General features: G+C 53.9%; 19 protein-coding genes. 5 read left to right on the top strand and 14 right to left on the bottom strand.

Annotated elements, in window-relative coordinates; all coding sequences use genetic code 11:
- Positions 1-8: 8 nt before the first annotated feature.
- The 5 genes from msub_RS03875 to msub_RS03855 form a co-directional block, all read right to left on the bottom strand.
- Positions 9-1,037, bottom strand: coding sequence for a glycosyltransferase family 4 protein (locus msub_RS03875; protein ID WP_048494795.1), 1,029 nt, complete (start codon positions 1,035-1,037; stop codon positions 9-11).
- Between the two features lie 2 nt (positions 1,038-1,039).
- Entirely contained in the window at positions 1,040-2,185 is a 1,146-nt protein-coding gene (locus msub_RS03870) for a glycosyltransferase family 4 protein (protein WP_048494794.1), read from the bottom strand.
- Positions 2,172-3,293 (bottom strand): glycosyltransferase family 4 protein, encoded by a 1,122-nt coding sequence (locus tag msub_RS03865; protein WP_197083788.1) that lies wholly within the window; start codon positions 3,291-3,293, stop codon positions 2,172-2,174. Before msub_RS03865 ends, msub_RS03870 begins: the two co-directional genes overlap by 14 nt.
- A gap of 64 nt (positions 3,294-3,357) precedes the next feature.
- A complete protein-coding gene (locus msub_RS03860) occupies positions 3,358-4,491 on the bottom strand; it encodes a glycosyltransferase family 4 protein (protein ID WP_048494792.1) in 1,134 nt (377 codons plus the stop codon).
- Positions 4,488-5,519 carry a polysaccharide deacetylase family protein gene (locus msub_RS03855; RefSeq protein ID WP_227506629.1) on the bottom strand — a complete coding sequence of 344 codons (1,032 nt, stop codon included), beginning with the start codon at positions 5,517-5,519 and terminating at the stop codon, positions 4,488-4,490. The genes msub_RS03860 and msub_RS03855 overlap by 4 nt, the downstream gene beginning before the upstream one ends.
- Before the next feature lie 126 nt (positions 5,520-5,645).
- On the opposite strand from msub_RS03855, the gene msub_RS03850 reads away from it, so the two are divergent.
- Both msub_RS03850 and msub_RS03845 read left to right on the top strand, forming a co-directional pair.
- Positions 5,646-6,779, top strand: coding sequence for a glycosyltransferase family 2 protein (locus tag msub_RS03850; RefSeq protein ID WP_048494790.1), 1,134 nt, complete (start codon positions 5,646-5,648; stop codon positions 6,777-6,779).
- 134 nt (positions 6,780-6,913) lie between these two features.
- A complete protein-coding gene (locus msub_RS03845; protein WP_227506768.1) occupies positions 6,914-7,933 on the top strand; it encodes a DegT/DnrJ/EryC1/StrS family aminotransferase in 1,020 nt (339 codons plus the stop codon).
- Positions 7,934-8,258: 325 nt separating this feature from the next.
- Here msub_RS03845 and msub_RS03840 read toward each other — a convergent pair whose 3' ends face one another.
- The gene (locus msub_RS03840) at positions 8,259-8,951 is read right to left on the bottom strand and encodes a PEP-CTERM sorting domain-containing protein (RefSeq protein WP_048494788.1); all 693 of its coding nucleotides are present in this window, start codon (positions 8,949-8,951) and stop codon (positions 8,259-8,261) included.
- A gap of 249 nt (positions 8,952-9,200) precedes the next feature.
- On the opposite strand from msub_RS03840, the gene msub_RS22520 reads away from it, so the two are divergent.
- A complete protein-coding gene (locus msub_RS22520; RefSeq protein WP_082146399.1) occupies positions 9,201-9,323 on the top strand; it encodes a PEP-CTERM sorting domain-containing protein in 123 nt (40 codons plus the stop codon).
- Positions 9,324-9,401: 78 nt separating this feature from the next.
- Positions 9,402-10,943, top strand: a complete 1,542-nt coding sequence (locus msub_RS03835) for a golvesin C-terminal-like domain-containing protein (protein WP_048494787.1) — start codon at positions 9,402-9,404, stop codon at positions 10,941-10,943.
- 46 nt (positions 10,944-10,989) lie between these two features.
- Here the strand turns inward: msub_RS03835 and xrtA are convergent, their stop codons facing one another.
- The 8 genes from xrtA to msub_RS03795 form a co-directional block, all read right to left on the bottom strand.
- Entirely contained in the window at positions 10,990-12,459 is a 1,470-nt protein-coding gene (gene xrtA, locus msub_RS03830; protein WP_197083786.1) for an exosortase A, read from the bottom strand.
- A gap of 32 nt (positions 12,460-12,491) precedes the next feature.
- Positions 12,492-15,191: a tetratricopeptide repeat protein gene (locus msub_RS03825; RefSeq protein WP_048494785.1), complete on the bottom strand. Its 2,700-nt coding sequence runs from the start codon at positions 15,189-15,191 to the stop codon at positions 12,492-12,494.
- Between the two features lie 51 nt (positions 15,192-15,242).
- The gene (prsR, locus tag msub_RS03820; RefSeq protein ID WP_082146398.1) at positions 15,243-16,616 is read right to left on the bottom strand and encodes a PEP-CTERM-box response regulator transcription factor; all 1,374 of its coding nucleotides are present in this window, start codon (positions 16,614-16,616) and stop codon (positions 15,243-15,245) included.
- A gap of 93 nt (positions 16,617-16,709) precedes the next feature.
- The gene (prsK, locus tag msub_RS03815; protein ID WP_048494784.1) at positions 16,710-18,854 is read right to left on the bottom strand and encodes an XrtA/PEP-CTERM system histidine kinase PrsK; all 2,145 of its coding nucleotides are present in this window, start codon (positions 18,852-18,854) and stop codon (positions 16,710-16,712) included.
- 127 nt (positions 18,855-18,981) lie between these two features.
- The gene (locus msub_RS03810) at positions 18,982-19,602 is read right to left on the bottom strand and encodes a DUF642 domain-containing protein (protein WP_048494783.1); all 621 of its coding nucleotides are present in this window, start codon (positions 19,600-19,602) and stop codon (positions 18,982-18,984) included.
- 182 nt (positions 19,603-19,784) lie between these two features.
- Positions 19,785-20,732, bottom strand: coding sequence for an SDR family oxidoreductase (locus msub_RS03805; RefSeq protein WP_048494782.1), 948 nt, complete (start codon positions 20,730-20,732; stop codon positions 19,785-19,787).
- Positions 20,732-21,547, bottom strand: a complete 816-nt coding sequence (locus msub_RS03800) for a lysophospholipid acyltransferase family protein (protein ID WP_048494781.1) — start codon at positions 21,545-21,547, stop codon at positions 20,732-20,734. The genes msub_RS03805 and msub_RS03800 overlap by 1 nt, the downstream gene beginning before the upstream one ends.
- Complete coding sequence (locus tag msub_RS03795; RefSeq protein WP_048494780.1) at positions 21,544-22,467, bottom strand: D-hexose-6-phosphate mutarotase; 924 nt, start codon at positions 22,465-22,467, stop codon at positions 21,544-21,546. The genes msub_RS03800 and msub_RS03795 overlap by 4 nt, the downstream gene beginning before the upstream one ends.
- Before the next feature lie 118 nt (positions 22,468-22,585).
- Here msub_RS03795 and msub_RS03790 point away from each other — a divergent pair, with 118 nt between their 5' ends.
- Positions 22,586-23,335 carry a 2OG-Fe(II) oxygenase gene (locus msub_RS03790; protein WP_048494779.1) on the top strand — a complete coding sequence of 250 codons (750 nt, stop codon included), beginning with the start codon at positions 22,586-22,588 and terminating at the stop codon, positions 23,333-23,335.
- Positions 23,336-23,428: the final 93 nt, after the last annotated feature.

Genomic DNA, 23,428 nt, shown 5'->3' with positions numbered 1-23,428 from the left:
ATTCCATTTCAGCCTTCAATAGTGCGAATAAGCGATTCAGCCATTTGTTTGTAGTTATATTTTTCGCGCACAAGCTGATACGCCTCCTCAACCATCCGTGTCCGATTCTCCGGTTGTTCCAGGAACTGCAACGCGGACTCGAGTGAGCTTAAAGATTCTGGTTCGAAAAATACCACATGCTTTCGATCGGTAAAGTATTCTTCCAGGCTCTGGTTTCTCGCAATGATGACAGGTGTTCTATTTGCCATGGCTTCCAGGGAGGCCCTGATACCACTCAGGTGGGTTGTTCCTTTTTTCAGGGGGATAACAGTGGCCTGACTCTGGTGGTAAAGGTTTTCCAGTTCCTCATAGCTCAAGCCATCCAGGATTTCTACTGCCGGATTCTCTCTTAGCTGAGGTGTCACAAGGTAATCCTTGGTGACCAGTATCAGTTTACGTGATGGAGTATTGAGAAAATCATTGAGGATGGAGAAATCACGGTTGGGATCCCGGCCAACAGAGATGTATTGGCTGGATCGCTCTGCTTGTATCTCGTTTGGTGAGAAAAAGTCAGAATCAATCCCATAGTTGATTGCCGCTCCCTTTTCCCGGAATGCCGGATAGCGTTTTTCCCATTCCCTTAGCTGGTTTTCTGAGAAACCGATAATCTTGTCGGCCAGGCCGATCACCAGTTTCAGTATCATCTTTTTTAAAGGGTGCTTTGGCAGTGTCTGCATGGCGTCATAAAATACCAGCTCCTTGCCCATGAGCTTAATCACGATGCCTGGCAGTAGCGACATTCTTGTTACGAGGACGATGGTATCGGCCGTACGCCATGTTCTCAGGTCGGAATAGGAGGGGATCTCCAGGCTTCGGATAAGGCGGCGTAGTTTCCCGTTGACCTGTTCAACTGCCGGTCGTGATGTATGGGCCACGTTGTAGCCGGACTTCCTAAGGTAATAGTAACCGACGAGCGATTCCTTTGGTGCCTCCCCGGATTCCACCTGCTCGAGGCGAGGTTCGGGTGGGCGAATAAAGTCGAAGATTATCCTTTTCATTACTAGATCCCAAATGCGTCAAGTGCTTCTGTAAATTGGCGTCTGGTCTGATCAATGGTGTACTTCTTAAGGCATGTATCTTTAGCGTTCTGCCCCATGGTTGAACGTAGGTCGTTATCCTCAGCCAGTTCAAGAAGGCAGGACGTTGCCGACTCAAGATTCCCCGCCTGATAAATAAGGCCGCTCTTCCTATGCTCCAGTGCCTGGGAAACCGAGGGCGTGTCAGGCACTAAAACGGGAAGCTTCTGATGCATGTACTCGATGATTGAGAGTGAAAATCCCTCGCCCTTGGCGCAGTGTATAGCGATGTCGGAGTCAGCAAGAATCTGTGGGACATCGTTGCGGTACCCGAGAAAGTGAATCCTGTTCGGATTCTCCTGGACTTCCTGCATGCTTTTGAGCTGATCTTCGTCTGGCCCGTTGCCGATGATCAGGAAATGCAGATTCCGGGTTGTGTGCGACAACGCCCTGACGAAGGTTTGGATTGCGAAATCGACTTGTTTATAAGCGTGCATCCGGCTGGCTGTCACGACAATTACCGAATCTGCCGGTAGGTTGAGTTCTGCTCGTATAGATTGCCCGTTGGTTTTTGTTGTACATCCGATCTCTGGAACTTTGACATCAATACCATTTTGTATACTGATGCATTTATTCGAGGGAATCCTTCCATTAAGCAATGATCTGCGGCGCATTAGCGGCGATACGTTCATCACGAGGTCTGCTGTGAGCAGGGGAAGGCGATTTCGCACGGCCTTAACAAAGCCCTTGAGGCCTGTAATCGACGGTCTGTCGCCAGGGGTGTGGTCATGCACAATAATGTGCTCCACACCTGCCAAACGGTATGCGAGATACTGCCATGAGAAATAAGGTTGGTCGGTGAGATACAGGCATTTGATATGATTTTTTCTGATAAATTGACATATTTTTTGAGTGCTGGCTCCGTCTCGTGCTGTTAGATCGAGTTCTACGGTATTTATCGAGCTTTTCGCGATAGCCGATGGCACTGATCTGATCTTCGGGTAGGCGAGATAAGTTGTTTGAAACGCGGAACGCTCTGAAAAAATTAGCCAGAAGAACTCCATCAACCACCAGGCGTAGCCCGTGTCCGAAGAATAGTTGGATGCCAAGAGGAGATTACCTTGCTTCATCCAGGGCCTCCTCGAAGACGTTCAGGGTTTTCTCAACAACTCGATCCCAGCCCATTTCCTCTGTAATCAGGCGGTATGCATTTTCCTGGAGTTGTTTTTTCAGTAATGGGTTGCGCTTGATCTTCTGGATATTGGTCAATATCGCTTCAGGAGTGTTTTCCGTTAAAAGGCAGACGTTCTTTCCCGTGAATAGATCTTTCATCTGGCCAAGATTTGAAGTGATCGTAGCGGCGCCACAGCCAAAATACTCAAAGAGCTTCATTGGAGAGTTATGAAGCCCCCATGGAGACCATGGATAGTCGGGATAAAGGGCAATGCAGACATCCGCCGAGCCAATCTTGCTGAGAATCTGATCGTGAGGAAGGCCCACATGAATGGTTGTATTGGCGCGTTGAACAATAGCTTCCGGATGGGACGAAACACAGAAAACAAACTCGACTTCCGGCTCCTGCTCGAGGGCCTTGGCGGTCACTTCATTCAGGTAGTGAAGCCCCTGCCAGGGGTACATGGCCGAACCACTGTACAACACGGTAAAGCGTTTTTCTTTGCCAGCTTCCTCATTCGACGCGGGTCGAGGGAGAGGGTTGCCGCCATTGGGGTTCACCACGGTTGAGCGAGCTGCCAGTCGAATCTTTGAGTATTGTGCCAACGCTCTGGTGACGCAAATATGAGCGGAAACCTTTTTTGAGAGTGCCTTTCTGGTGCTTTCTTCAAGGTAGATGCGTGGGTATTGGCGTAATGCGTGCACGAAGCGCTTCAGCTGTTTGAGGGGTGACTCTTTGCGAAGATCAAGTTTTCCGCCCAGCCAGGAATAGGCCAGAGCCTCATTGGCGGGAGCGTTTACCTCCCAAACCACGGGGCACCTGGCCTGTTTTATGACTTCTTCAAACAATGTGTTTCTCACCGGGCGGGCGTCGATTCGCACGTAAAGAACATCAGCGCCTTCCAGAAACCCATCCAGATGGTCATGGGGGAAATTTTGGGCACCGGGAGCTGTCGGGTCATTCAGGACCCTGACTTCATGGGCCTTTGCTATAAAACCGGAAACCAGTTCATAGGCGTGACGGTGGTTGCCGCCTCGAGGCGGATAGACCTGAAGCTCGTACATGTATGCAATGATCATATTGAGCGGCTTTTAATATCTGGATGATTAGGTACTTTAAGTTTTGCAATTAGCTGTTAACTAGTTGTTTGTACAGAGATTCGTATTTTTCTGAATTTTTCCGACTGTCGAAATTATTTGTCAGGTGCTTTGAACCACGCTCCGTCAGTTGGTCGACCTCATAAGGAGGCATACCCATTAGCTTCAAAACAGCATCCGCATAGCCTTCGGGCGTGTGGTGGTCAACCAGCAGTCCGCAATGTCCTCCATCAAGAACTTCCGGAATGCCGCCAGCATTGTGCCCTATGGCAGGAACCCGCAATGCCAGAGCCTCCAAAAGAGTCATGGGAAGTCCCTCATGATCAGAAGGCATCAGAAGGGCATCAAACGCCAGCAATTCTTTGTGAACGCTGTTGCTGAAGCCGGTAAATTTAACGTGTTCGCCAATTCCAAGAGATGTTGCTTGGTGCCGAAGTTCGTCAAGAAGCGGGCCACTCCCTACAACGACGCCTTTAACGGGCTTGTGGTATCGTTCTCTTAAAATGGCGACGGCTTCTAAAAACAGATCTACACGCTTTACCGGAACTAATCGACCCACCAGACCCAGCACAAATTCGTCCTGCTTGTTACCAGAGTTACGATCCAAGCTTCCTGAATTCGAAGTGTCGGTATCAATGAAGTTGAGAATTACGGTCGTTTTCCCGGGAAATGTCTTAGAAAGCTGTTTATAAAGTTGGCTTGATACCGCCACCAGGGCATCTTGGCCAAGGCGCGCAGCGATGGCGTCTATCAGTGTGATAACTGCTTTTTTGAGAGATCGCCTTTGAGACTGCGTTTCCGGACTGCCATGTACAGTTCGCAAAGATTTCGGGACTCCTGAGAGGTGTTGGGCGATCGTTCCCAGGATGTTTTCTTTGAATCCGTGTGTATGAACCACCTGGGTCCGGTGCTGGATCAGGTGTTTTCTGATGGCATTAACCTGTGAGAGGGGCCCCAATTTTTTCTCGTCAGCGAGTTCGACGGATATGCCGAGATCTGAGAGCTTCTGGTATAAATCTCCGGGATTAAAAACGATGACAGAAAGGGTCACTGTTTTGCTCTCTGCCAGCCTCTGGATCAGCTGAAAGACCTGTGCTTCTGCACCTGCCCACAAATCTCCGGATACAATATGGGTTACCACTGGCTTGGTGATGTCCGCAGTCATAGAAGACCGCGCCCGATGGTTGCCAGCAGGGCCCGGCTGCTATGACTGTTCCCGTCATGAAGATTGAATCTGTGTAGATCATAAGGGTCACAGCCGGCGCGGTTCCAGCCCGTTTTGGTGGTGCAGGCGGCTTCGTAATGCTCGGAGACCAATGCCTCTCCCTCGCCTGTGATGTCTCCGTTGGGATAACAGAAAACGGGTACGGAAGCCTTGCTGAGAGCTTTCATGTCGTCACTGCAGCCTGCTATTTCTTCTTTCAGCATTTGTTTGTTATTTAGCCGGTTAAGCCGGTAGTGGTGTCTGGTATGGGCCCCATATCGAACCAGTCCGGCGGTCGACATTTCGTCAAGCTCGGAGGAGCTTAGAATTGCCCTTGAGGTTTTTGCCGGTGCGAGATCGGGGTAGGCTTGATACACCGTTTCAAGGTTCGCAAGGATCGTCTTGTCGTCCATTGACTTGAGTCGAGAAATTACTTCATCGCCTTCCATCAGCGAGAGAGGCCCACATTCGCAATCAGTTACTGATGCCGGAAGGTGCGGGCGGAGCCAATCAAAAGTTTTGTCACTGATGGAAAGGGTATGGGTGGTCAGTAATTCAAGGACTTGTTCGGGCCAGAACGTTTTATCGGTATCGATCATCTGAGTGACCAGAAAAATAGTGGCCGGGGTATTCTGTATCTTTAGCGTTGAGTAAGCGTGCTGGTAGTTATCTCTCCAGCCGTCATCAAACGTAAAGGCGATAGCTAGCCTGGGGAGCGTGTGGTTCTGTTTACTCAGTTTTACCCATTCGTCCAAATGTATGGATTCAGCCCCGAGCTTTTTGGCGAGTCGAATATGCTTTTGCAGCGTCTCGGGGCTAGTGATCATGCCAGGCTGTTCTGCTGCTCTTTCGGAGGAGTCGGCGGGCAGCACTCTGTGATAGGTGAAAACCAAGAGTGTTGGCTTGGTGGATAAGCGGATTCGCAGCCAGCCGAATCCTGCAAGCACGGCAAGTGCGCCTGATTTAAGAACAGATCGGATCAATGCCACGCCTCGGGCCTCCGTCGGCTTCACCAATGGTTTTGGCGTACTCGTCCATGTATATTCGTTGCCATAGGGATTCTGCCAGTAGTGTGCAGAGATGTCATCCACGAGGATTCACAGGGATTGGGAGAAATGCTGGTAATTCTGTTCTGGTTTGGAGTTGTTGGTGTACTGTTCAGCTATTTTCTCTATCCACTCATACTAGGCTTCATACCGCGGCGCTCTGGAATTGGCAGGGATATCGCTCAGGCAAATGCACTTCAACGGGTCTCTCTTATTGTTACGGCCCACAATGAAGCGCACCGCATTCAGGAAAAGATTGAAAACTGCCTGGCCCTGGATTATCCCGAGCTGGAGATCATTGTCGCTTCCGATGCCTCTACTGATGATACAGACCAGATCGTACTGGCCTACCAGGTGCGCGGTGTAAAGCTTGCTCGTTCAGAGGAGCGAAAAGGCAAGGAGCACGCCCAGTTGCAGGCCATCAAACGGGCTACGGGCGATATTCTGATATTTTCGGATGTGGCTACCTCCATACCTGAAGATGCATTGGGCAGGATGGTGCGGTATTTCGATGATCCTACCGTTGGGGCTGTATCCAGTGAGGATCGGTTCGTTAGCCGTGATGGCAGCATTGTGGGTGAGGGTGCCTATGTCCGATATGAGATGTGGCTCAGGGGGCTGGAATCCGATAGGGCTGGTCTGGTGGGGCTCAGCGGATCATTTTTTGCGGCCAGGCGCTCAGTATGTGATGAATGGGACATCTATTCCCCCAGCGATTTCAATACTGCGCTCAACTGTGCCCGCCACGGCCTGGTGGCGGTAACCGCACCCGATGTGTTGGGCCTCTATCAGGATGTAGCTGATGCCTCCAAAGAGTATCAACGGAAGATCCGGACCATTATCCGGGGGCTCACAGCCCTTAGCCGTCACCTGGAGGTTCTCAACCCGATCCGGTTTGGCTGGTTTTCCTTTCAGGTGTTTGGCCACAAGCTGATGCGCTGGGCGGTTCCCTGGTTTCAGGTTTTGCTGTTTATCATCTCGGTACTGTTAACCGGTCATGGTGTTATCTACAAGGTCGCCTTACTGGTTCAGATCCTGTTCTATGGTGTCGTGATCGCCGGGCATCTGAAGCCAGGGCTCCGGGAACGTACGGTCTTCAAGATTCCCTACTTCTTCGTTCAGGTGAACCTGGCGATCGCTCGAGCAACCATCGACTTTTTAAAGGGTCGGCGAATGACAGTCTGGACGCCTTCTAAACGATGACGGGTATGCTGAGGCCCGTTGGAAGCCGTGTTCCGGTTCCTCATCCCGGCACCAACCTGCAGTTGCCGTGGGCTGAAAATTACCACACCTGGTGCATGGGCTCCGGCACCCAGGCTTTGTCTTCAGCTGTGTTGTTGGCAATCACTCGGTCCAGCCGGAGACCTTCAACGCCGGAGGTCATTCTGCCTGCCTATGGCTGCCCGGATTTGGTGGCTGCGGTTGTGGCGCAGGGAGCCAGGCCAGTGCTGGTCGACTTGCTGCCAGACTATCCGTTCATGGATCCTGAAAAACTGTCCAATTCCCTTTCTGCCGCGACCGTAGCGGTGATCGCCGCTGGCTTTCTGGGTGTGCCAGAGCAATTGTCTTCGCTGGCAGGTATTTGTCGGGACCATGGTGTCTGGCTAATTGAAGATTCCGCTCAGTGTTTTCCGCCGGATTGCGCCCGCGATCCAATCGCGGACTGTGCTGTGCTTAGTTTTGGTCGTGGCAAGCCGATTAACCTGATGGGTGGAGGGGCACTCCTGGTTCGCCGTGACCATGGCCCCGCCACGTCTGATTTACTCAGCGGCCTGCCTGAAATCCAGTTGGACGTTGACTGGAAATGGAAGGCCAGACGACAGCTGTTCAATTTTCTTCTGGGGCGATTCGGTTACGGTCTGCTCAGGCGGGTGCCGTTTTTGGGGCTTGGTAGTACGGTATACAAGCCTTTGGTCAGGCTGTGCCGTCTGAAGCTACCAGCTGGGCTCCTGGAGGCGGGTATCAGTGAGGCTAAGAACCGAGCGTCAATCTCACCAGAATACACCAGGAAACTTGGGTTTCTCCGGCAGCGCCGCTGGACGTTGTTTATGGAGCAAGATATAGCCCCACAGGCCGAGGGCCGTGTGACGCTGCGGTATGGGGTATTGGCCCCCAATCAGCACGTCAGGGATAGAGCGATTAATGCGCTTAACCAAAAGGGCATTGGGGCGAATGCTTTCTATGAGCGAGCATTGCCCGAAATTGAAGGTTTGAAGGGTATCGTGCCCGGCTCAGCTAGCGATTACCCAAATGCTGCCTCGTTTGCCAATCGACTGCTTACGTTGCCGAGCCATGAGGATGTCACGAGCCAGGATGTGTCCTTGATTGCTTCCGTGATATCGGAATGGGCGTCTTAGAAACAGTTTCCCCTACTTTCCTAAACAAGATCCTGTCAGTTTTTTTAACAGAATTGAAATCGCTTCCTCTCTAACTGCTTAATTTTGGCGCTTGGCGCAATACTTGCCAACGACTGAGCAGACTACTATGGCAAAGAGATGGATCGATGGGTCGTAAGCTTCTGGTCATCACATCTTGCCAGGCATAGCTGGCTTCCAGTTATGGGACAATAGCTCGTCAGCGCTTCCCACCGATTGAGGCTGTAATCCAATGCTTCCGGATCCATCCGGTACTTTCTGGCGGTGACACGCCAGCATCCACTGATGCAGCGTATGAGCAAAGGGCTTAGGTTTGGCGATTTCGTAGGCCAGCTTCTAAATGAATTACCCTTCTCTTGAAGAATAAACCCATTAATCCTAGAGAGAAAAGAGCTAGTGCTGACGGTTCGGCCACCCCCACGGCAAAGGAAAGCTGATTAAACTCTCCTGGGCTTGGATAGCCACCACCACCTACAACGAGATACTTCATATTCGGGACGGCGATATTCCACGAATAAAACTGTCCGGGTTCAAGGCCATAAGTTATCGTTCGTTGCCAGGCTATCTCATCGCCAACTTCATCGAAAGCGTGCCAAACTAGGGTACTCAGCTCGCTGAGAACAATATTTGTGAGCGTCATTGAAAAAGAAACCCATCGGGGAGAGTGCGTAAATGCCATTCCAAAACCTTGAGCACACTCATACCGTCCGACACACTGAACCCACTGGGATTGCATAGTCCCAAAAGTGAGGTCGCCGCTAAAGAAGGACCTCTTCGCCTTAATTGGATAAGAGCCGTACGAGCCATCTAAATATTGCAACGTGACAAATGGAGAAACATTAGACAGGTCAGCGCCCTCTGCATAATCACCAGGATCAACAGTGATTATGGATGCCTCGGTAATCGACGGAATCAAAAACGAAGATGCCGCCATTAGAATACTTGCCAGTATTCCTGCCCGCGCAAAGACCGCCCCAAGCTTTTTATATGCAATACCCATCACTTTGTCTCCTTACTTGTCAGGTCCTGACGCTCTCGAGTCGCTCTTCCATAGAGGCGATAAATTGACGAGCGTCTTTTGGGGCCATGGGCCAACAAATGGTGAAATCACTGCCAAGGCTTCAGGGAAGCAAATACTAAGCCAAAACTTTTAAATCAATCACTTCGCTAAGCTACAGAATTGAACGTGTAAAATCATTCGACAGGTTCGAGCCAAGGTGGTTTCGGTCAACCATCCTTTGCAGTCGGCGTGCCGGAACCATCAGCCCTGATACTTTCCTGCCTGGGCCTGATAGGGTTTTTCCTTATAAAAAGAAGGGAAAGCTGGGTAAGCAGGGTTCGCGATAAAGGCCTCGGGCATATCGCGAAATGAACTAGCGCCCGGCCTGTGGAAGCCCGAATATGTGCCATCATTCTCATAGTTGTTGTGCATAACAAGGATGGGACGACGATGAAACGGATAAACATGGTGGTATTGGCGGTTGCGTCGGGAAGTGTAGTAACCGGGTGCAGTAGCCTTAAACCAAAAGGGGATGTTGACCAGCTGCCGGCACCCTCGGCAGGCATTAGTGCTGAATACGTTATCGATAATTCAAACCCTGGCTTTTACACCGACGGAGAGTGGAAGCAATCCTCGGTTACAAGTGGATACATCGGTGAAGGATATCTGGCTGCGGAGAGTGGCACAGGAGCAAAGACTGCGACCTGGAACCTCAATATTGTAAAACGTTTTGATGTGTTCGTCAGATGGACGTCGCACAGCAACCGCGGCACAAATGTAAAGTATGTCGTTCATCACCTGAACGAGCAGGATAATCTGACTACGACGACGGTTGAGGTTGATCAAACAGAGTTTGGCGGAGAGTGGTTCAAATTAGGCACTTTCCGGATGTCGTCGCTCACCAGCCGGGTAACTGTTTCCAATGACGCTAATGGTTATGTCATCGCTGATGCAGTGCTTTTCGAGGAGGCACCCGCAACGTCTTCTGCGGATGCGGATGCGGATAATGACAGCATGCCGGATGCCTGGGAGCTTAATCAGGGGCTGGATCCAACTAACGCCCTGGATGCCGGGCAGGATCCTGACGGCGACGGATTGACCAATCTGCAGGAATTTCTGGGGATGACGGCCCCATTTAACCTCGATACCGACAGCGACGGCATGCCTGACGGTTACGAAACCACAGCATCACTGGACCCGACCTCACCAGACAGTGACCTGGATGCAGACGGCGACGGTTATACCAACTACCAGGAGTATCTGGCAGGAACAGAGCCGACGAATGCCGCAAGTGTATTAGCGGCGAATACAGTCCTGCTCACCTGGGAGCCGCCGGTTACGCGAACTGACGGAAACGCTCTTTCCCCTGAAGAGATTGATTATTACGAGCTGAAATATGCAAGAACGGACGGTGGGAGTACCGCGGGAATAGTTTCGGATAACAGCTCACCCGAATTTGTGGTTTACGGGTCTGACTCGAGTACTTCGACCGCAACAAAAGGGTATATTGGCGAAAATTATGTAGCGATGCCCGCTGGGTCCGGTGAAAACGTCGCGAGCTGGTTAGTAAGTAACGTTACACCGGGAACGGAGCACCGTGTATCTGTTAACTGGACGTCTTACAGCAATCGCGCCACAAACGCGACCTATCGGGTCCAGTATGAGTCTGAGAGTGGTAGCATCGAGGAGAAGCAATTCACAGTAGATCAGACCTCAGGTGGTGGAATCTGGCAGAATCTGGGGTCCTTCATTCCCGGTGCCAGCCAGGTAACCGTTTCCTTATCTAACAACGCTGATGGCTACGTTATAGCGGATGCTATAAAACTGGAGCCAATCGCTGCCGCTGTGGGGCCGATCAGGATAGAGGCTGAGAACCAGTCCTATGTTGTTAGTGATCTTCCTCCCGGAACATGGCAGTTCCAGATACGAGCGGTGGACACAAACGGGGTTGCGAGTGATTATACCGATCCTCAAGTTACATTAATTGAATAACTCGGTTCTCATTTATCGACACTCGGTTTTATGCCGAGCTGAATACTTACTTCAGGCTCTGGAGAAAGCGCTCGAAGATGACCCGTTGATCGGCGCATTCAGCATCGTTTGAGCCTCCACAACGCCCCGCAAGTGCCCACAAGGCGCCACGGGCGTCTCCTCTGAGTTTATTGAGCGCCCCCTGGATCTTCGCCTCCGTTCTGGAGCTGGTAAGCTGGTCACCCACCTGATACCAGGACCACAGGATAACGTAGGAGCTCTCTCCGTTTTTCTGGATAACGGTCTCATTGATGGTATCCGGGCTCACACTCAGGTTGCTTTTCAGTGTTCGGGAGGCTTTGGATACAAGCTTCCACTGCTTGCGGTCGAAAAGCTGATTTCCGTAAAAGATCAGTTCCTTATTCTGGGCCTGGCGCCGATAGCCTGTCATTTGCATCTGCACCTGTTCCAGATCGTCGGATACATACACGCCGCCCAGGTTGATGTCTGGTTTTACGTAATCAGGCTGCCATATGCTCGCGTGCCGCAGGGGGCCGCTCCAATGGGAGTCGGGTTCGGGCAATTTCGGTGCCCATGAACTGGCCAGCGTCTCGGTTCGGGCATTGAGGGCTGCTGGCACGAGCAGGGGTAAGAGCAGGAGTAGCGAGGCGATGACTGGCCACTTCATGGAAGTATATGCCCCGCTCGCCGGCACGGCCTCCGGCTTGCCGTGGTTGGAGCTGTCGTCAATACCCGGGAGAGCCTGTTCCAGTTTGCCCGAGATAAAGAACAGGGGCACCAGTGTAACAACGATGAAGACTGCCCACCCGAAGAGCTCATGGTCCTCAATCAGCGAGGTTTCCATGTTGGTGTAGTGCCCCGCCGCAATAATTCCGAACACTCGTATCCAGTTGGCTACCATGGACAGCAGGCCCGCCGCGATAATTAAAAGTGCTATACGTATGTTCGAGCGGTAGTAAAGCAGTCCGTAGAAGGCGGCCAGAAAGAGCGCGACCATCATGTATCGCACACCGCTGCAGCCGTTCTCAACAAAAAAGGTTCCAACGTCCAGGGTAATGAAGAATTCATGGATGGTCGCCGGAATGTCAGCTGCCCGGAGCAGGATCGTGTTGAAAAAAACGGTAATGTGTTGGAGCAGGGGAGAGAGGTCGTCCCACACCGGAACGGCAAAAATGAGCAGCAGGAGCGGCCCGCCTGCACTGCTTAAAAATGCCTTTCCCCAGATGGACCAGCCCCAGAAAATAATGATCAGGGGAACCAGCGCCAGGCGGAATACCCTGATATCGGCGGCCTGAGAGAGGATGAGAACCGCAATGGATCCAGCCAGAAAAAGCAGCCCCAGAGGCGAACCGTTCAGGGTCAGAGCCTTAAGGGCATGCCTTCTTCGGTACAGAAGAAAGAGGGTGCCGCCGAGCACCAGAAACCCGTGGTTGTAGATGATAGAGCCGTACCACAGGTGAAAAAATGACTGCCACTCAGCCCATAACCCAACGACCAAAAGCGGAATTGCGGCCACCCAGAGGTACCGCGTTGTTAAAGCTCGCTCCATTAGCCCTGGCCGCCAAATTTTTCCAGAATTCGTTGGGCATCTGCGTTCTTGCCGGCAGCTTTGTAAGCCTCTGCGAGATGCAGAGCGATCTCCTCTGACCCGGGCTGAAGCTCATGAGCCTTTTCGAGGATCGGCAAGCTGTCCTCATGGTTGCCGGCTTGCAGCATGATCCATCCATAGGTGTCTGCTATGGCGGCATTGTCGGGGGCAAGATCATAGGCTTTTCTGGCCATGGTCACAGCCCGCTCATCGCCGGCTTCATGATACAGCCAGGCCAGATTATTCAGCACAATTGTGCTCTCGGGCATTGCACTCAGTAGTTTTTCGTAATTGGCTCTGGCTTTGTCGTTCGCGCCCTCAGCCTGTTGAAGCAGTGCAATTCTCAGGCGCAGTTGCGCACTATCTGGATAGGTATCAATACCGGATTCCAGCAGCGACAGGGCCTCTGCGTCCTTGCCTGCTTTCTGCAGAACTTCAGCATAGGCATTCATGAGGCCAGCGCTGGGCTTTTTGTCCATGGCCAGTTGATAGAAATCGGCTGCCTGTTGATATTCTTCCCGGCTTTCAAAATAACGTGCCTCTACCAGATAAGGCGCCGGTGATTCCGGATGTTGCAGCTTGGCTTCCTGGAGGATGCGCCGGGCCTCATCGCTGTTCTCTGCAGCAAATGCCTGCGCAGCCGCCTGAAGTGAAATTGCCTCATTGTCGGGGAAGAGTACCCTGGCGCGGTTTAGAACAACCGAGGCACGGTCTGTCTCGCCCGCTTGCCTGAGCTTGGCTGCCACACCGTTGTAGATGTTCGCAACAAGCGGTGCAGCCTGCGATGGTGTGTTTTCTTCGGCTCGTTCGAGTAACGATGCAGTAAGGTCGTCTGCTTCTTTAGTGGCATTTTGCAGTAATGCCAGCTCCAGAAGTATGAGGCGAGGGCCGGTTGCATCCGGGTGTGTTTTGAGAACTTCCCGCATGAAAGTCTCGGTTTCATCCCGGTTCAGAACCGAGGTAAGCCCCTGGAGGGCGAGCCGGTTGTCCGGGGCGATTTCGACGGCTTTGCGGAACTGTTTCTGCGCCTCGGCCTGGTTTTTCTGGTTCAGCGCCAATCTGCCAAGTGCCATAACGGGGGCCACTGCTTCGGGATCTTTATTAAGGGCCTGGGTGAAGTATCCGCGAGCTTCCTTGATCTGGTTCTCGCTGGCAGCCAGGTTTCCACGAATAATCAGGGCCGTTGTATTGTCTGGCTCATCCTTGATCCATTCGGACGCTGTTTTGATGGCGGCCGCCGCATCTCCGGAGCTGGCCTGGGCGTGAATCAAAAGGCTCCGGGCCTCATCCAGCTCTGGTGCCTTCTGAAGTACCTGTGCTATCTGGTCAATTGCCCGTGAATAATCTCCCCGCTGAATCAGATAGTTGGCATATCGCAGTCTTAGCTGGTGGTTATCGGGGTTGAGTTTCAGAGCCTTTTCCATGAGCGCTTCACCGGTTTCGGTGTCACCGCTTGCCAGTGAAGTTATTGCGACCAGGGCGAGGGTTTCAGGGTCTGAGTCCTTGCCTTCCAGCTTGTCGAGTACTTCCTGTGCGCCCTGAGGGTTGTGCATTTGCAGTCTGGTCGCTGCCAGTAACTTGCTTGCCAACTCTGAGTCCCCCATTTCGGCTACAGGGGCCAGCAGTTTCTCTGCCTCTTCCACACGGCCCTGTCGGAATCGCACGAGCCCCAGCATCAGTGCGGAGGGCTCATGGCCAGGGGCTTGCGCAAGCACTTCTTCCAGGTATCGTGCTGCGCTGTCCAGGTCGCCCTGTTTCATGGCGTCCTGGGCGGCCATCATATTGCTTTTGATTGTGCCGGGGGCGGACTTGGCCAGTATCTCTTCATAGACAAACGCTTCCGCCTGTTTCCCCTGGGCTCTTAATACCCGAATCAGGGCGGAAATAGTGGCGTATTTACGCTGGGTCATGACATCGTATTGGCCAATATCCTCGAGTGCCCGGATGTAGCCGTCTTCCGCCTTCTGCCACTGTTCTTCGGCGTGGGCTAGCTGGGCTTTCCAGAGCCAGAGATCTGTGCTCTCCTTATCAATTTCTTCTGCTTTGGCAATCAGTTCCTGGGCTTTCTCCTTGTCGCCCCGGGCAAAGGCGATCCTGGAGAGGCCAATCACGGATTCAACCGCTCCCGGGTTAATCGTTCTGGCTTTCTCGAAAGCCTCAGTGGCTTCGTCCAGTTTGCCTGAAGCCAGGTGGATCTTGCCTTCCAGCAGTGCGGCCTGGGTCTCGACGGAACGGTCGGGGGAGGCAACTTTATCCAGTGCGGCCAAAGCCTGCTCATACTCGTTGGTCATGAGGTTCGCTTCGGCGTATATGAGGCTGGCGCGATTCTGGGCCTCGCTACTGATTTCCCCCTCAGGGACTTGCTTCATCACCCAGTCAAGCTGTCTTTCTGCATTAATTGCATCTCCGGCCTTCAGCAGGTTGTCGATGATCAGAAAGTAGGGGTCAATTTTATCGGGCTGCAACTCAATCGCACTGCGCGCCTCCAGCGTACTGGCCTTGAGCTCCCCCTGGCGCTGGAAAAAGCGTGACTGATCCAGGTGGCTGATATATTTGATCTCTTCCGGCGTCATTTCAGGGGTGTCTTCGCCGCAGCCGACGAGAGCAAACGAAATGGCAACCGAAAGAAGGGTGGCACGTACTGCTGAAACTGGTTTCATCGCCCTGTTCCTTTTCCCTTTTGGGTCTTTATTGGATTCCCTGCCTGTTACTCAGGCACTTGATGCTTCTGATGATGTTTTTATGCGGTATTTGTCTGTCAGGTTGTAAAGCGTTGGCCGGGTCACGCCCAGCAGGCGCGAGGCCTGTGCCATATTGAACCCGCAGGACTGAAGGGCCTGCAGAATGGCCGCGCGCTCGGCGTTCTCACGCACTTGCCGCAGGTTGAGCTGGCTTTCGGGGCCTGCCTCGTCGCAGGTGAGCTGCAGGTCGGCGGCGGTCACCCGTTTGCCATCGGCCATGATGGTGGCACGCTTCACTTTGTTGATCATTTCCCGCACGTTGCCGGGCCATGCATAGCTCTTGATGGCCTTGATGGCGTCTTCGGTAAAAACGAGGTTGGGGCGATCCATCTGTTTGCCCAGGGATTTCAGTAACGATTGCCCTATCAGCAGGGCGTCTCCCTCACGATCCCGCAGGGCGGGCACATCCAGGGTGATTTCACTGATGCGGTAGTACAGATCCTCGCGGAACGTGCCCTCGCTGATCAGTTCCTGAACATCCCGGTGGGTGGCGCACACAACGCGAACGTCGACCGATATTGGTTTTACCGATCCGACCCGGTCGATCACGCGCTCCTGCAGGAACCGCAGAAGCTTGGCCTGCAGTGCCATGGGCATGTCACCGATCTCGTCGAGAAACAGGGTGCCCCCGTTGGCGCTTTCGACTTTGCCTTTCTTGCTCTGGGTCGCTCCGGTGAAGGAGCCCTTCTCGAATCCGAACAGCTCGCTCTCAAGCAGGTTCTCGGGGATGGCAGCACAGTTGATGGCGGCAAAAGGTTTTTCCGCACGGTGGCTCAGCTCGTGAAGGGCGCGGGCCAGCAGTTCCTTGCCAGTGCCGGTTTCCCCGGTGATCAGGGTTGTTATATCCGTGGGGGCGACTTTCTCAAGGGTCCGGCAAACGGATAGCATCTGGGGGCTGGCGGCAACAATGCCCTTGATGTTGGTGCCATTGCGGTGGCGCGAAAGTTCGCGGTTGTCTCGCTCCAGTTCCGCCAGCCGGAACGCGCGGTTGACCACAAAGGTAAGGATGTCAGCATCCAGGGGTTTCTGATAGAAGTCGCAGGCGCCCATGCCGATGGCTTTTACGGCGTTTTCTTTGTCTTCGCGCCCGGTGACCACGATGACCTTGGTCATCGGGGCTAGCTGGAGAATCTCCTCCAGCAGCCTGAAGCCTTCAGCGGCGCCGCCCGGATCGGGAGGAAGGCCCAGGTCGAGCGTTACCACCTCGGGCTCTTCCCGCCGCAGACAGGTGAGTGCAGACTCCCTGTCCGACGCCAGGAATACTTCCAGATCCTCGCTGAAACACCAACGCATCTGGCTCTGGAGGCCGGGATCATCTTCTACAATCAAGAGTCGTCTGGTCACAACTACAACAAGTCCTTTTAAAAGATAATTCCACACTACTGATTCTCGACCGAAGATTGACACTTTGCAATGCTGGTTTTCGTTCCTTTTCAATTATGGCAAATAATTGGCGCTTTTCATCGGGTCTTGGGACACGGCAACTGGTTGTTTGGTCTTGAAATCCTCTGTCGGGAGTTTTTCATCAGCAAGCGGGATCCGAACGGAAAAACAGGAGCCAATTCCGGGCTCGCTGGTGACATCAATATTACCTCCGATCTTCCGGACATATTCGCGAGCCTGATACGCCCCAATACCCATTCCCGTCAGGCCCTTGGTACTTTCGAACGGCTTGAATAGCTGACTCGAGATAAATTCCCGGGTCATCCCGGTTCCCGAATCCTGAATGAACAGGACGGCATTGCCTTTTGCGATTTTCAGGGCAATCGTGATGTCGCCATTCGGTGGCGTGGCATCCTGAGCGTTCTGGATGAGGTGGCCGAGAACGCTGCGGAGCTGCTCAGGGTCGGCCTTGATGATGGCCTCTGGCATTTCTCCTTCCAGGTGCGGAGCGGGCGCCTGATGCTGATGGTGCTCGATGAGCTCTGTAATCAGGGTGGAAAGATTTATCAGCTTTAGCTGAGCCTCGTCATCGGTGCCGGGCCGGCGAATATGATCCACCAGGCTCGACATTTTCCGCACGGCATGGTCGGTGGTGTTGATCATGTCATCAATAAAGGCCGGGTTATTCCGATGCTTCGGTGCATTCTTCACCAGAAGCGACAGCTGGGCGATCACGGTTTTTAGATCGTGAACCATAAAGGCCGAGGCTTTGCTGACGGCCTCAAACTGCATGGCTCTGGAAAGGCGGCTTTGCGCATCGGCCTGGGCGAGCAGGTTGCAAGTCTGGCGGGCGACCACCTTGATCAGGTCGAAGTTCTCCCAGTTCAGGACAACCCGGGCATAGGGGTTGCCGACCAACGCCATGCCGTAGAGCTCGTTGCCCAGATACAGCGGAATAACCAGCCAGCCGTCCGGGGTTTTTGTAATGGCGTCCGGGATTTCCAGGAGGTTATAGCTGACCGGATCCAATTGGTATTCGTGTAAGTCGACAATCCATTCACGATGTGAGAAGAAACGCACCAGTTCCGCGTCACTGTCAATCAGGGTGTGCTTGGGGGTGGATAGATTGACGGCCGCTTTCAGAGTGTAGCCTTCCTGCTCGCCTTTGAGCCAGATAGCGCCACCATTGCTTTCCACCAGGCTCGCCAGAATGCGAATAACACGTTCGGGCAGTGGCGGGTCATCACTGAGATCCGCCAGTTCCCGGGTCATTTTCAGCCACTCTTCCCGGTAGTCGTATTTATAGTCGAAAAAATTCTGGCTGATTCGCACCATCAGCTTGGCGCGGATCCGGCGCGACAGCAAAAGCGTTACCAGGAATACCAGCGAGATGGTGAAGAACAGGACCTGCAGGGCCTCGCCCCAGTCACCTCCGAGCACCTGGACGTAGTAACCACCCAAGGCAAGGAACAGCAGATAACCGCCTGCGAATACCAGGGTGCCGGCGTGAAACACCGCAGACCGCGAAAGCTGGAAATCAACAGGCTGTTTGCGCGTGTTGATAACGTTGACCGCGAAAAGCGGGGTAAGCAGGGCGTTGACGAACCCGCGTGCATTCCAGAATGAGTCCGCCACCTGCCCAAACAGCAGGGCATCGGCATACATGAAGAAGTCGAAGGCAAAGATGGTGGCTACGCCGATGCAGATATACTTGATGCTGGAGCGGCCGAAGCTGGGAGAATTTCTCCAGATCTGTTCCACCAGCGAAAGGCCCAGCAGCGATAGCCCAATCTGACCGAGCAGTTTTACCTTGCCGGTAGAGGCGTCGACGCTGCCGAAATACTCAATCACGCCGGTGCTGATCAGCAGAATAAGCAGGATGACAGCGCTGGTGCCGAGGATTCGTTTTAGCTTGCCGCCGAGCTTGTTCTCCCGCAGTCCGTCTTTAAGCAGTGCAAACAGCAGGTAAATCCAGGCAGCGTCCCGAATCAGTTCAATCAGGTATCGGATGTTAAATCCCGGGTGTCCCCAGAGACTCTGGCTGAAGATAGCAAGGGCCCACACGGCTGACACGAATGCCGCGACAGCCAGGGCGCGGTCTACGCCCCGGCGCAAGTAGCGTGCGGCTACCAATATTCCCAATAGGCCGAACGTAATCGCCGCCAGCGAGTAGCTGAGTACGTCCATGTTGTTGAACATGCTTCATTGCCCCGAGAAGATGAAGTGTCTCTGGGAAGAATAGCTTTGTTTGAAAGTCAGGTTAACTCCTTCACTAAAAAAGCCAGCGGTTTTCAGGCGCTGGCTTTTTGAGGTCATACCGCTGGGTTTAGCCGCGGCGTCTGCGCGAGATTCCAAGACCTGCTAATCCGAGACCGAGAAGCGCAAGAGTGCCAGGTTCGGGAACTCTGTTTACTGAGACGTTATCCAGAAAGTTGCCGAGTGTCTCGGTTTCTGGATCAACTGAGGTGAACAGCAGCCTGGTGGTTGCCTCTGAAGCTGTGAATAACGCTGAATACACCGTCCAGCTTGTTGTATTGGTGTTAGCTACTGTGTCCGTCAGACTGCCTGCACCGACGCTGAAGGATTCCTGGCCGGATCTTGCACGATAGGCAAATGTCAGCTCATAGCTGTCACCGATGGTGGTAATGATGTCCTGAAAAAGAGTGAACGCGTTGCCTGTTTCGGGGTGAGCATTGAGCTCCGCAAACTGGTTTCCGTCAGCCGCGTCTACACCGTTAAACCCTGAATTCCAGATTTCGATGTTGTTCGTTTCACTTGACCAACCGTCGATGTCGGCAGGGCTGAAAAAGCCCCAACCTCCTCCAGCCTCACCCAAAACTAATTCTTGCTCAAAACTTCCATTGGTCAGCAGGTTGGCTGAGGCAATAGGTGAAAATAAAAGCGTGGCCAGACCAACTGCGGTCCCGATCCTTTTTAATTTGGACATGATCTTTCCCTTCCTATGTGATGTAGTAAACACGGGAGGAAGAGTAAGCAGAGATCGTTCCACCTTTCCTAACTTACTGTTTATAAAAAATATCTTAGCATTCAGGTAAGAGATCGCCAGGTGATGTGTTAAAAATATGGACACAATCTTTGCGCCCTGTATTGAAAACTAAACACAAACGATCAAACCGGCCGTTTGTTATCCCGATAGAACCGGAAGATCTCCTTCAATGGCCGTTTGGGGGTGAACTCGAATTCTTTGGCGAACGCCCGCCCGTCAATCACCACCGGATACTTGAAAAACGCCATCAGATAGGAGGGAAAGCTTTTCAGCTTGAGCGTACTGAGGATGAATCTCGGTACCGCTGGTGGTATCGACAGAATCGGAAAGCGCTTGCAGCCACAAAGCTTGAGCGCATGCTGGTAAGCCACCCAATCCTGCGGCGCCACGTTGTAAACGCCACGGGTCGGTTTCTTGTAGGCCAGAACGATGGCATCAGCCATGTCATCGATATGGATGAACTGCATCATCGGGGAAAAACCTGCCAGTACCGGCGCCCGTTCACTCGCCAGCAGGGTACTGATGGTGTTGCGCACGCCCGGGCCCACGATGTTGCAGGGCCGCAGGATGGTGATGTTCAGTTCCGGATACCGCCACAGGTAGATGTTGGCGAGGTTTTCCAGCTCCACGGAATCAATCAGGTCGGCACTGAGCCCCGCGCTCTTGAGCGGCGCGGATTCGTCGATGAGTGCGGGGTTGTAGGCCACCGCCCCATAGACATGAAAGGTGGAGAGCACCACCACCCGTTTGATGCCGTATTTGTGGCTGAGATCCAGCAACTTCTGGGTGCCCAGTACGTTGGCATTGTAGCGACGCATGCGGGTGAGCTGGCTGGACATGATCCGGCCCATGTGAATCACACCGTCAAACTGGTAGCGCCGGAACAGGTCCTCGAACACCCGCTTGTTGAAGTCGATGCAGTAGCTGGGGATGTCGTCGCCCAGATACACCTGTTCCCGGAAGTCGACGGCCACCAGGTCGCAGGTATCCCGGAGCTGTTCGATGACCTGCTGGGCGAGGGCGCCGGCGGCACCGGTAATCAGGATGTGCGGTCTGCGTTGTTCGGTCATCAGAAAAGCCTTTTCCGTTCGCTCAGTCCCTTGTCGATCAGCCGGCTGATTTCCGCCTTGACGGTCTCCACCCGCTCGGTGACCTGCTCTTCGGGGATTTCCAGGTCATCAAAATACATCGGGGCTCCGAAGTTCAGGTGTACTTTGGCCGGAAGTACCACGGGCATGGCGACCGGGGCGTAGGGGATACCCAGGGCTTTTGCCAGGGGCTTGATGTTGGCGATGGCCGGGATGGTTTCCTCGCAGCCTACCACGCCCACCGGCACGATCGGTGCCTTGTACTTCATCGCCAGGTGCATGAAGCCGTTGCCGAAGCGTTTGAGCTGGTAGCGATCCTGGTAGAGCTTGCCGGAACCGCGTATGCCTTCAGGGAAGACGATGACGGCTTCGCCATTCGCCAGCATTTTCGCGCAGTTGATCGGGTCGCCAAGTACGGCGCCGACTTCATTGAGCAGGTTGCCCAGCCAGGGCACGGTGGGAAAGAAGCGCTCAATCATTGCCCTTGGAATGCGGGCATCTTTTTCCCGGGAGGCCAGGGCGTAGCCGATCAGCAGGCCGTCAATCGGCAACTGCCCGCTGTGATTGGCGATAATCAGCACCGGCCCCTCAGCGGGGATATTTTCGACGCCGTGCGCCTGCACCCGGAAGTACTTCTCGTAGATCTGTTTGGTGATCGAGAGCCCGTATTTGATGGCCTCGTTGTTGTAGCCCCAGGGGTCGTAACCCAGAGTGCCGATGGGCTTGCGGATGCGGTTGATGTGTTGGTCCAGCTCCGCGGAAACCAGTCTGGATTTCAGAAACGATGCCAGGCTCATGCTTTTCTTCCGATAAAAACGCCCAATGTGTGGCTTTGTCCGCTATTAAGCACCCGGTAATCGCCGGCGGCATTGGCGGTTTCGACGCACAGCATCGATTGCCAGGCGGTATCCGGAAAATCCGACAGCTTTGCGGCCTTGGCCGGTCCAGGATTCCAGACCACCGTTGAATCGCTGCCCACTGCGGAGAGCTTGCGGCTGGCGCGGGGTGTTACGATGATTAGCGGTTCGCCGCTTTCATAGATCCGGTCGGTTTCGCCCCGGAAATACACAGGGCCCTCCTGGTTGTGGTATTCCCAGTTATCCAGGGTGTCGATGTACTGGCTATTGCCAAGCCCCAGCACCCGGGTTCGGGTGATGTCGCTGGTGGGTAAGTAGGTGTGCAGTGCCTGGCTGAAAGCCAGGGGATCATTGCCGAGATTGGTGGTGGTCAATGCCAGTTGGCACCCCCGGATGGAGAAGCTGAAGGTGAGCAGGGCGAGCGCGTGGCCTGTCCAGACGTCGCTGAAATCCTCATTGGCATCCAACGACAGGCTGATTTCCACTTCATGGGCATTTTCGCGCACGTCCTCCAGTTTCCAGAGGGCGGTGCGGGCAAAGCCGTGGGCGCTCTCGGTGTGAATCCGTTTGCGAACTTCGGGCGCGTTTCGCGCCGGGTCGCCAAACCAGGGCCAGCAAACCGGGATGCCGCCCCGGATTGCGCGGCCTGGTTCGTACCGGGCATCGGGGCTCACCCATAGCCAGTCGGCTTCGTCCTGGGGCTTGAAGCTCACCAGGTGGGCCCCCTGGAGAAACAGGGTGGCCTGGAACAGGGGGTGGTGCACCTCAAGGGCTTCAAGTTGGCCGATGGTTTTCCAGCGTGTGAAGGACCATTGGCCCGGAGAGAGTGATATTGGTGGCCTGTTACTGCTTTCTGACATGGTGAGTGACTTATCAATCCCTGTTAAGTGTATTTGCCTACACAGAGAGTAAATTAAAACTGCCGCTCCGGCGACAATTGCGCCTAAAATACGCTCAAATTCTGTACGAGGCTCGCCGATGGAAACGCCGGTTGTCACTCCCATTCATGACCCCCTGATCACGCCCGCCAGTATGGCGCAGGATGCCGTGGCTGGCAGTGATATCCGGCCTGTGGATCTCGCTCACGACCGCACTGAGGCTGTCACCGGGGCCTGGCTGGATAAGCTGGCCGAGGGCTTGAGCGAGCAGGGCTGGATGACGCTGGATGTGCGTGACCGGCTCGGTCTTGATCTGCTGGCGGCACTGCAGCAGGAAGTTGCCATTCTGGATCGCACCGCTGCCATGAAGAAGGCCGGCATTGGGCGTGGCAATGATCTGGTACGTGACCGATCTGTGCGCCGTGACAAGATCGCCTGGCTGCAAGGCGTTACCGTGCCTCAGGCGGCGCTGTTTGAATTCTTTGACACAATTCGCCAGGGCTTGAACCAGAGACTGTTTCTGGGCCTGAAACGGTTCGAGACCCATTACGCCACCTATCACCCCGGTGACTTCTACAAGAAGCACCTGGACAGTTTTCAGGGCAGGGCGTCGCGGGTGGTCAGCCTGGTGCTTTACCTGAACGAGGACTGGCAGGCAGCGGACGGTGGCATGCTTCAGGTATTCAATCGGGACAGTGAACATGAGGTGTGCGGTACGGTCTTGCCAGAGGCCGGGCGCATGGCGCTGTTCATGAGCGAAGAGATACCCCATGAAGTACTGCCGGCTAATCGTACCCGTTACAGCCTGGCCTGCTGGTTCCGCCAGGATGAGGTGCCACTTCCGCTGTAAAGATGCCCCTGCGATAAGGGCTGATTGGGGTTGCTCTGGATTTCTCGTTGTAGTCGGCAAACCCTTTTGCTAAGATGCGCGCCGCTTTCAGGG

Origin of the sequence: Marinobacter subterrani (assembly GCF_001045555.1) — a bacterium.
Taxonomy (GTDB): domain Bacteria; phylum Pseudomonadota; class Gammaproteobacteria; order Pseudomonadales; family Oleiphilaceae; genus Marinobacter; species Marinobacter subterrani.
The sequence above is the reverse complement of the archived record's forward strand: the minus strand, read 5'-3'. Positions and strand labels throughout refer to the sequence as shown.

Bases quoted from the DNA above. Each gene is read 5' to 3' on its own strand.
- msub_RS03875 (WP_048494795.1), bottom strand. From the start codon at position 1,037: ATGAAAAGGATAATCTTCGACTTTATTCGCCCACCCGAACCTCGCCTC.
- msub_RS03870 (WP_048494794.1), bottom strand. From the start codon at position 2,185: ATGAAGCAAGGTAATCTCCTCTTGGCATCCAACTATTCTTCGGACACG.
- msub_RS03865 (WP_197083788.1), bottom strand. From the start codon at position 3,293: ATGTACGAGCTTCAGGTCTATCCGCCTCGAGGCGGCAACCACCGTCAC.
- msub_RS03860 (WP_048494792.1), bottom strand. From the start codon at position 4,491: ATGACTGCGGACATCACCAAGCCAGTGGTAACCCATATTGTATCCGGA.
- msub_RS03850 (WP_048494790.1), top strand. From the start codon at position 5,646: ATGCTGGTAATTCTGTTCTGGTTTGGAGTTGTTGGTGTACTGTTCAGC.
- msub_RS03840 (WP_048494788.1), bottom strand. From the start codon at position 8,951: ATGGGTATTGCATATAAAAAGCTTGGGGCGGTCTTTGCGCGGGCAGGA.
- msub_RS03835 (WP_048494787.1), top strand. From the start codon at position 9,402: ATGAAACGGATAAACATGGTGGTATTGGCGGTTGCGTCGGGAAGTGTA.
- msub_RS03825 (WP_048494785.1), bottom strand. From the start codon at position 15,191: ATGAAACCAGTTTCAGCAGTACGTGCCACCCTTCTTTCGGTTGCCATT.
- prsK (WP_048494784.1), bottom strand. From the start codon at position 18,854: ATGTTCAACAACATGGACGTACTCAGCTACTCGCTGGCGGCGATTACG.
- msub_RS03810 (WP_048494783.1), bottom strand. From the start codon at position 19,602: ATGTCCAAATTAAAAAGGATCGGGACCGCAGTTGGTCTGGCCACGCTT.
- msub_RS03805 (WP_048494782.1), bottom strand. From the start codon at position 20,732: ATGACCGAACAACGCAGACCGCACATCCTGATTACCGGTGCCGCCGGC.
- msub_RS03800 (WP_048494781.1), bottom strand. From the start codon at position 21,547: ATGAGCCTGGCATCGTTTCTGAAATCCAGACTGGTTTCCGCGGAGCTG.
- msub_RS03795 (WP_048494780.1), bottom strand. From the start codon at position 22,467: ATGTCAGAAAGCAGTAACAGGCCACCAATATCACTCTCTCCGGGCCAA.
- msub_RS03790 (WP_048494779.1), top strand. From the start codon at position 22,586: ATGGAAACGCCGGTTGTCACTCCCATTCATGACCCCCTGATCACGCCC.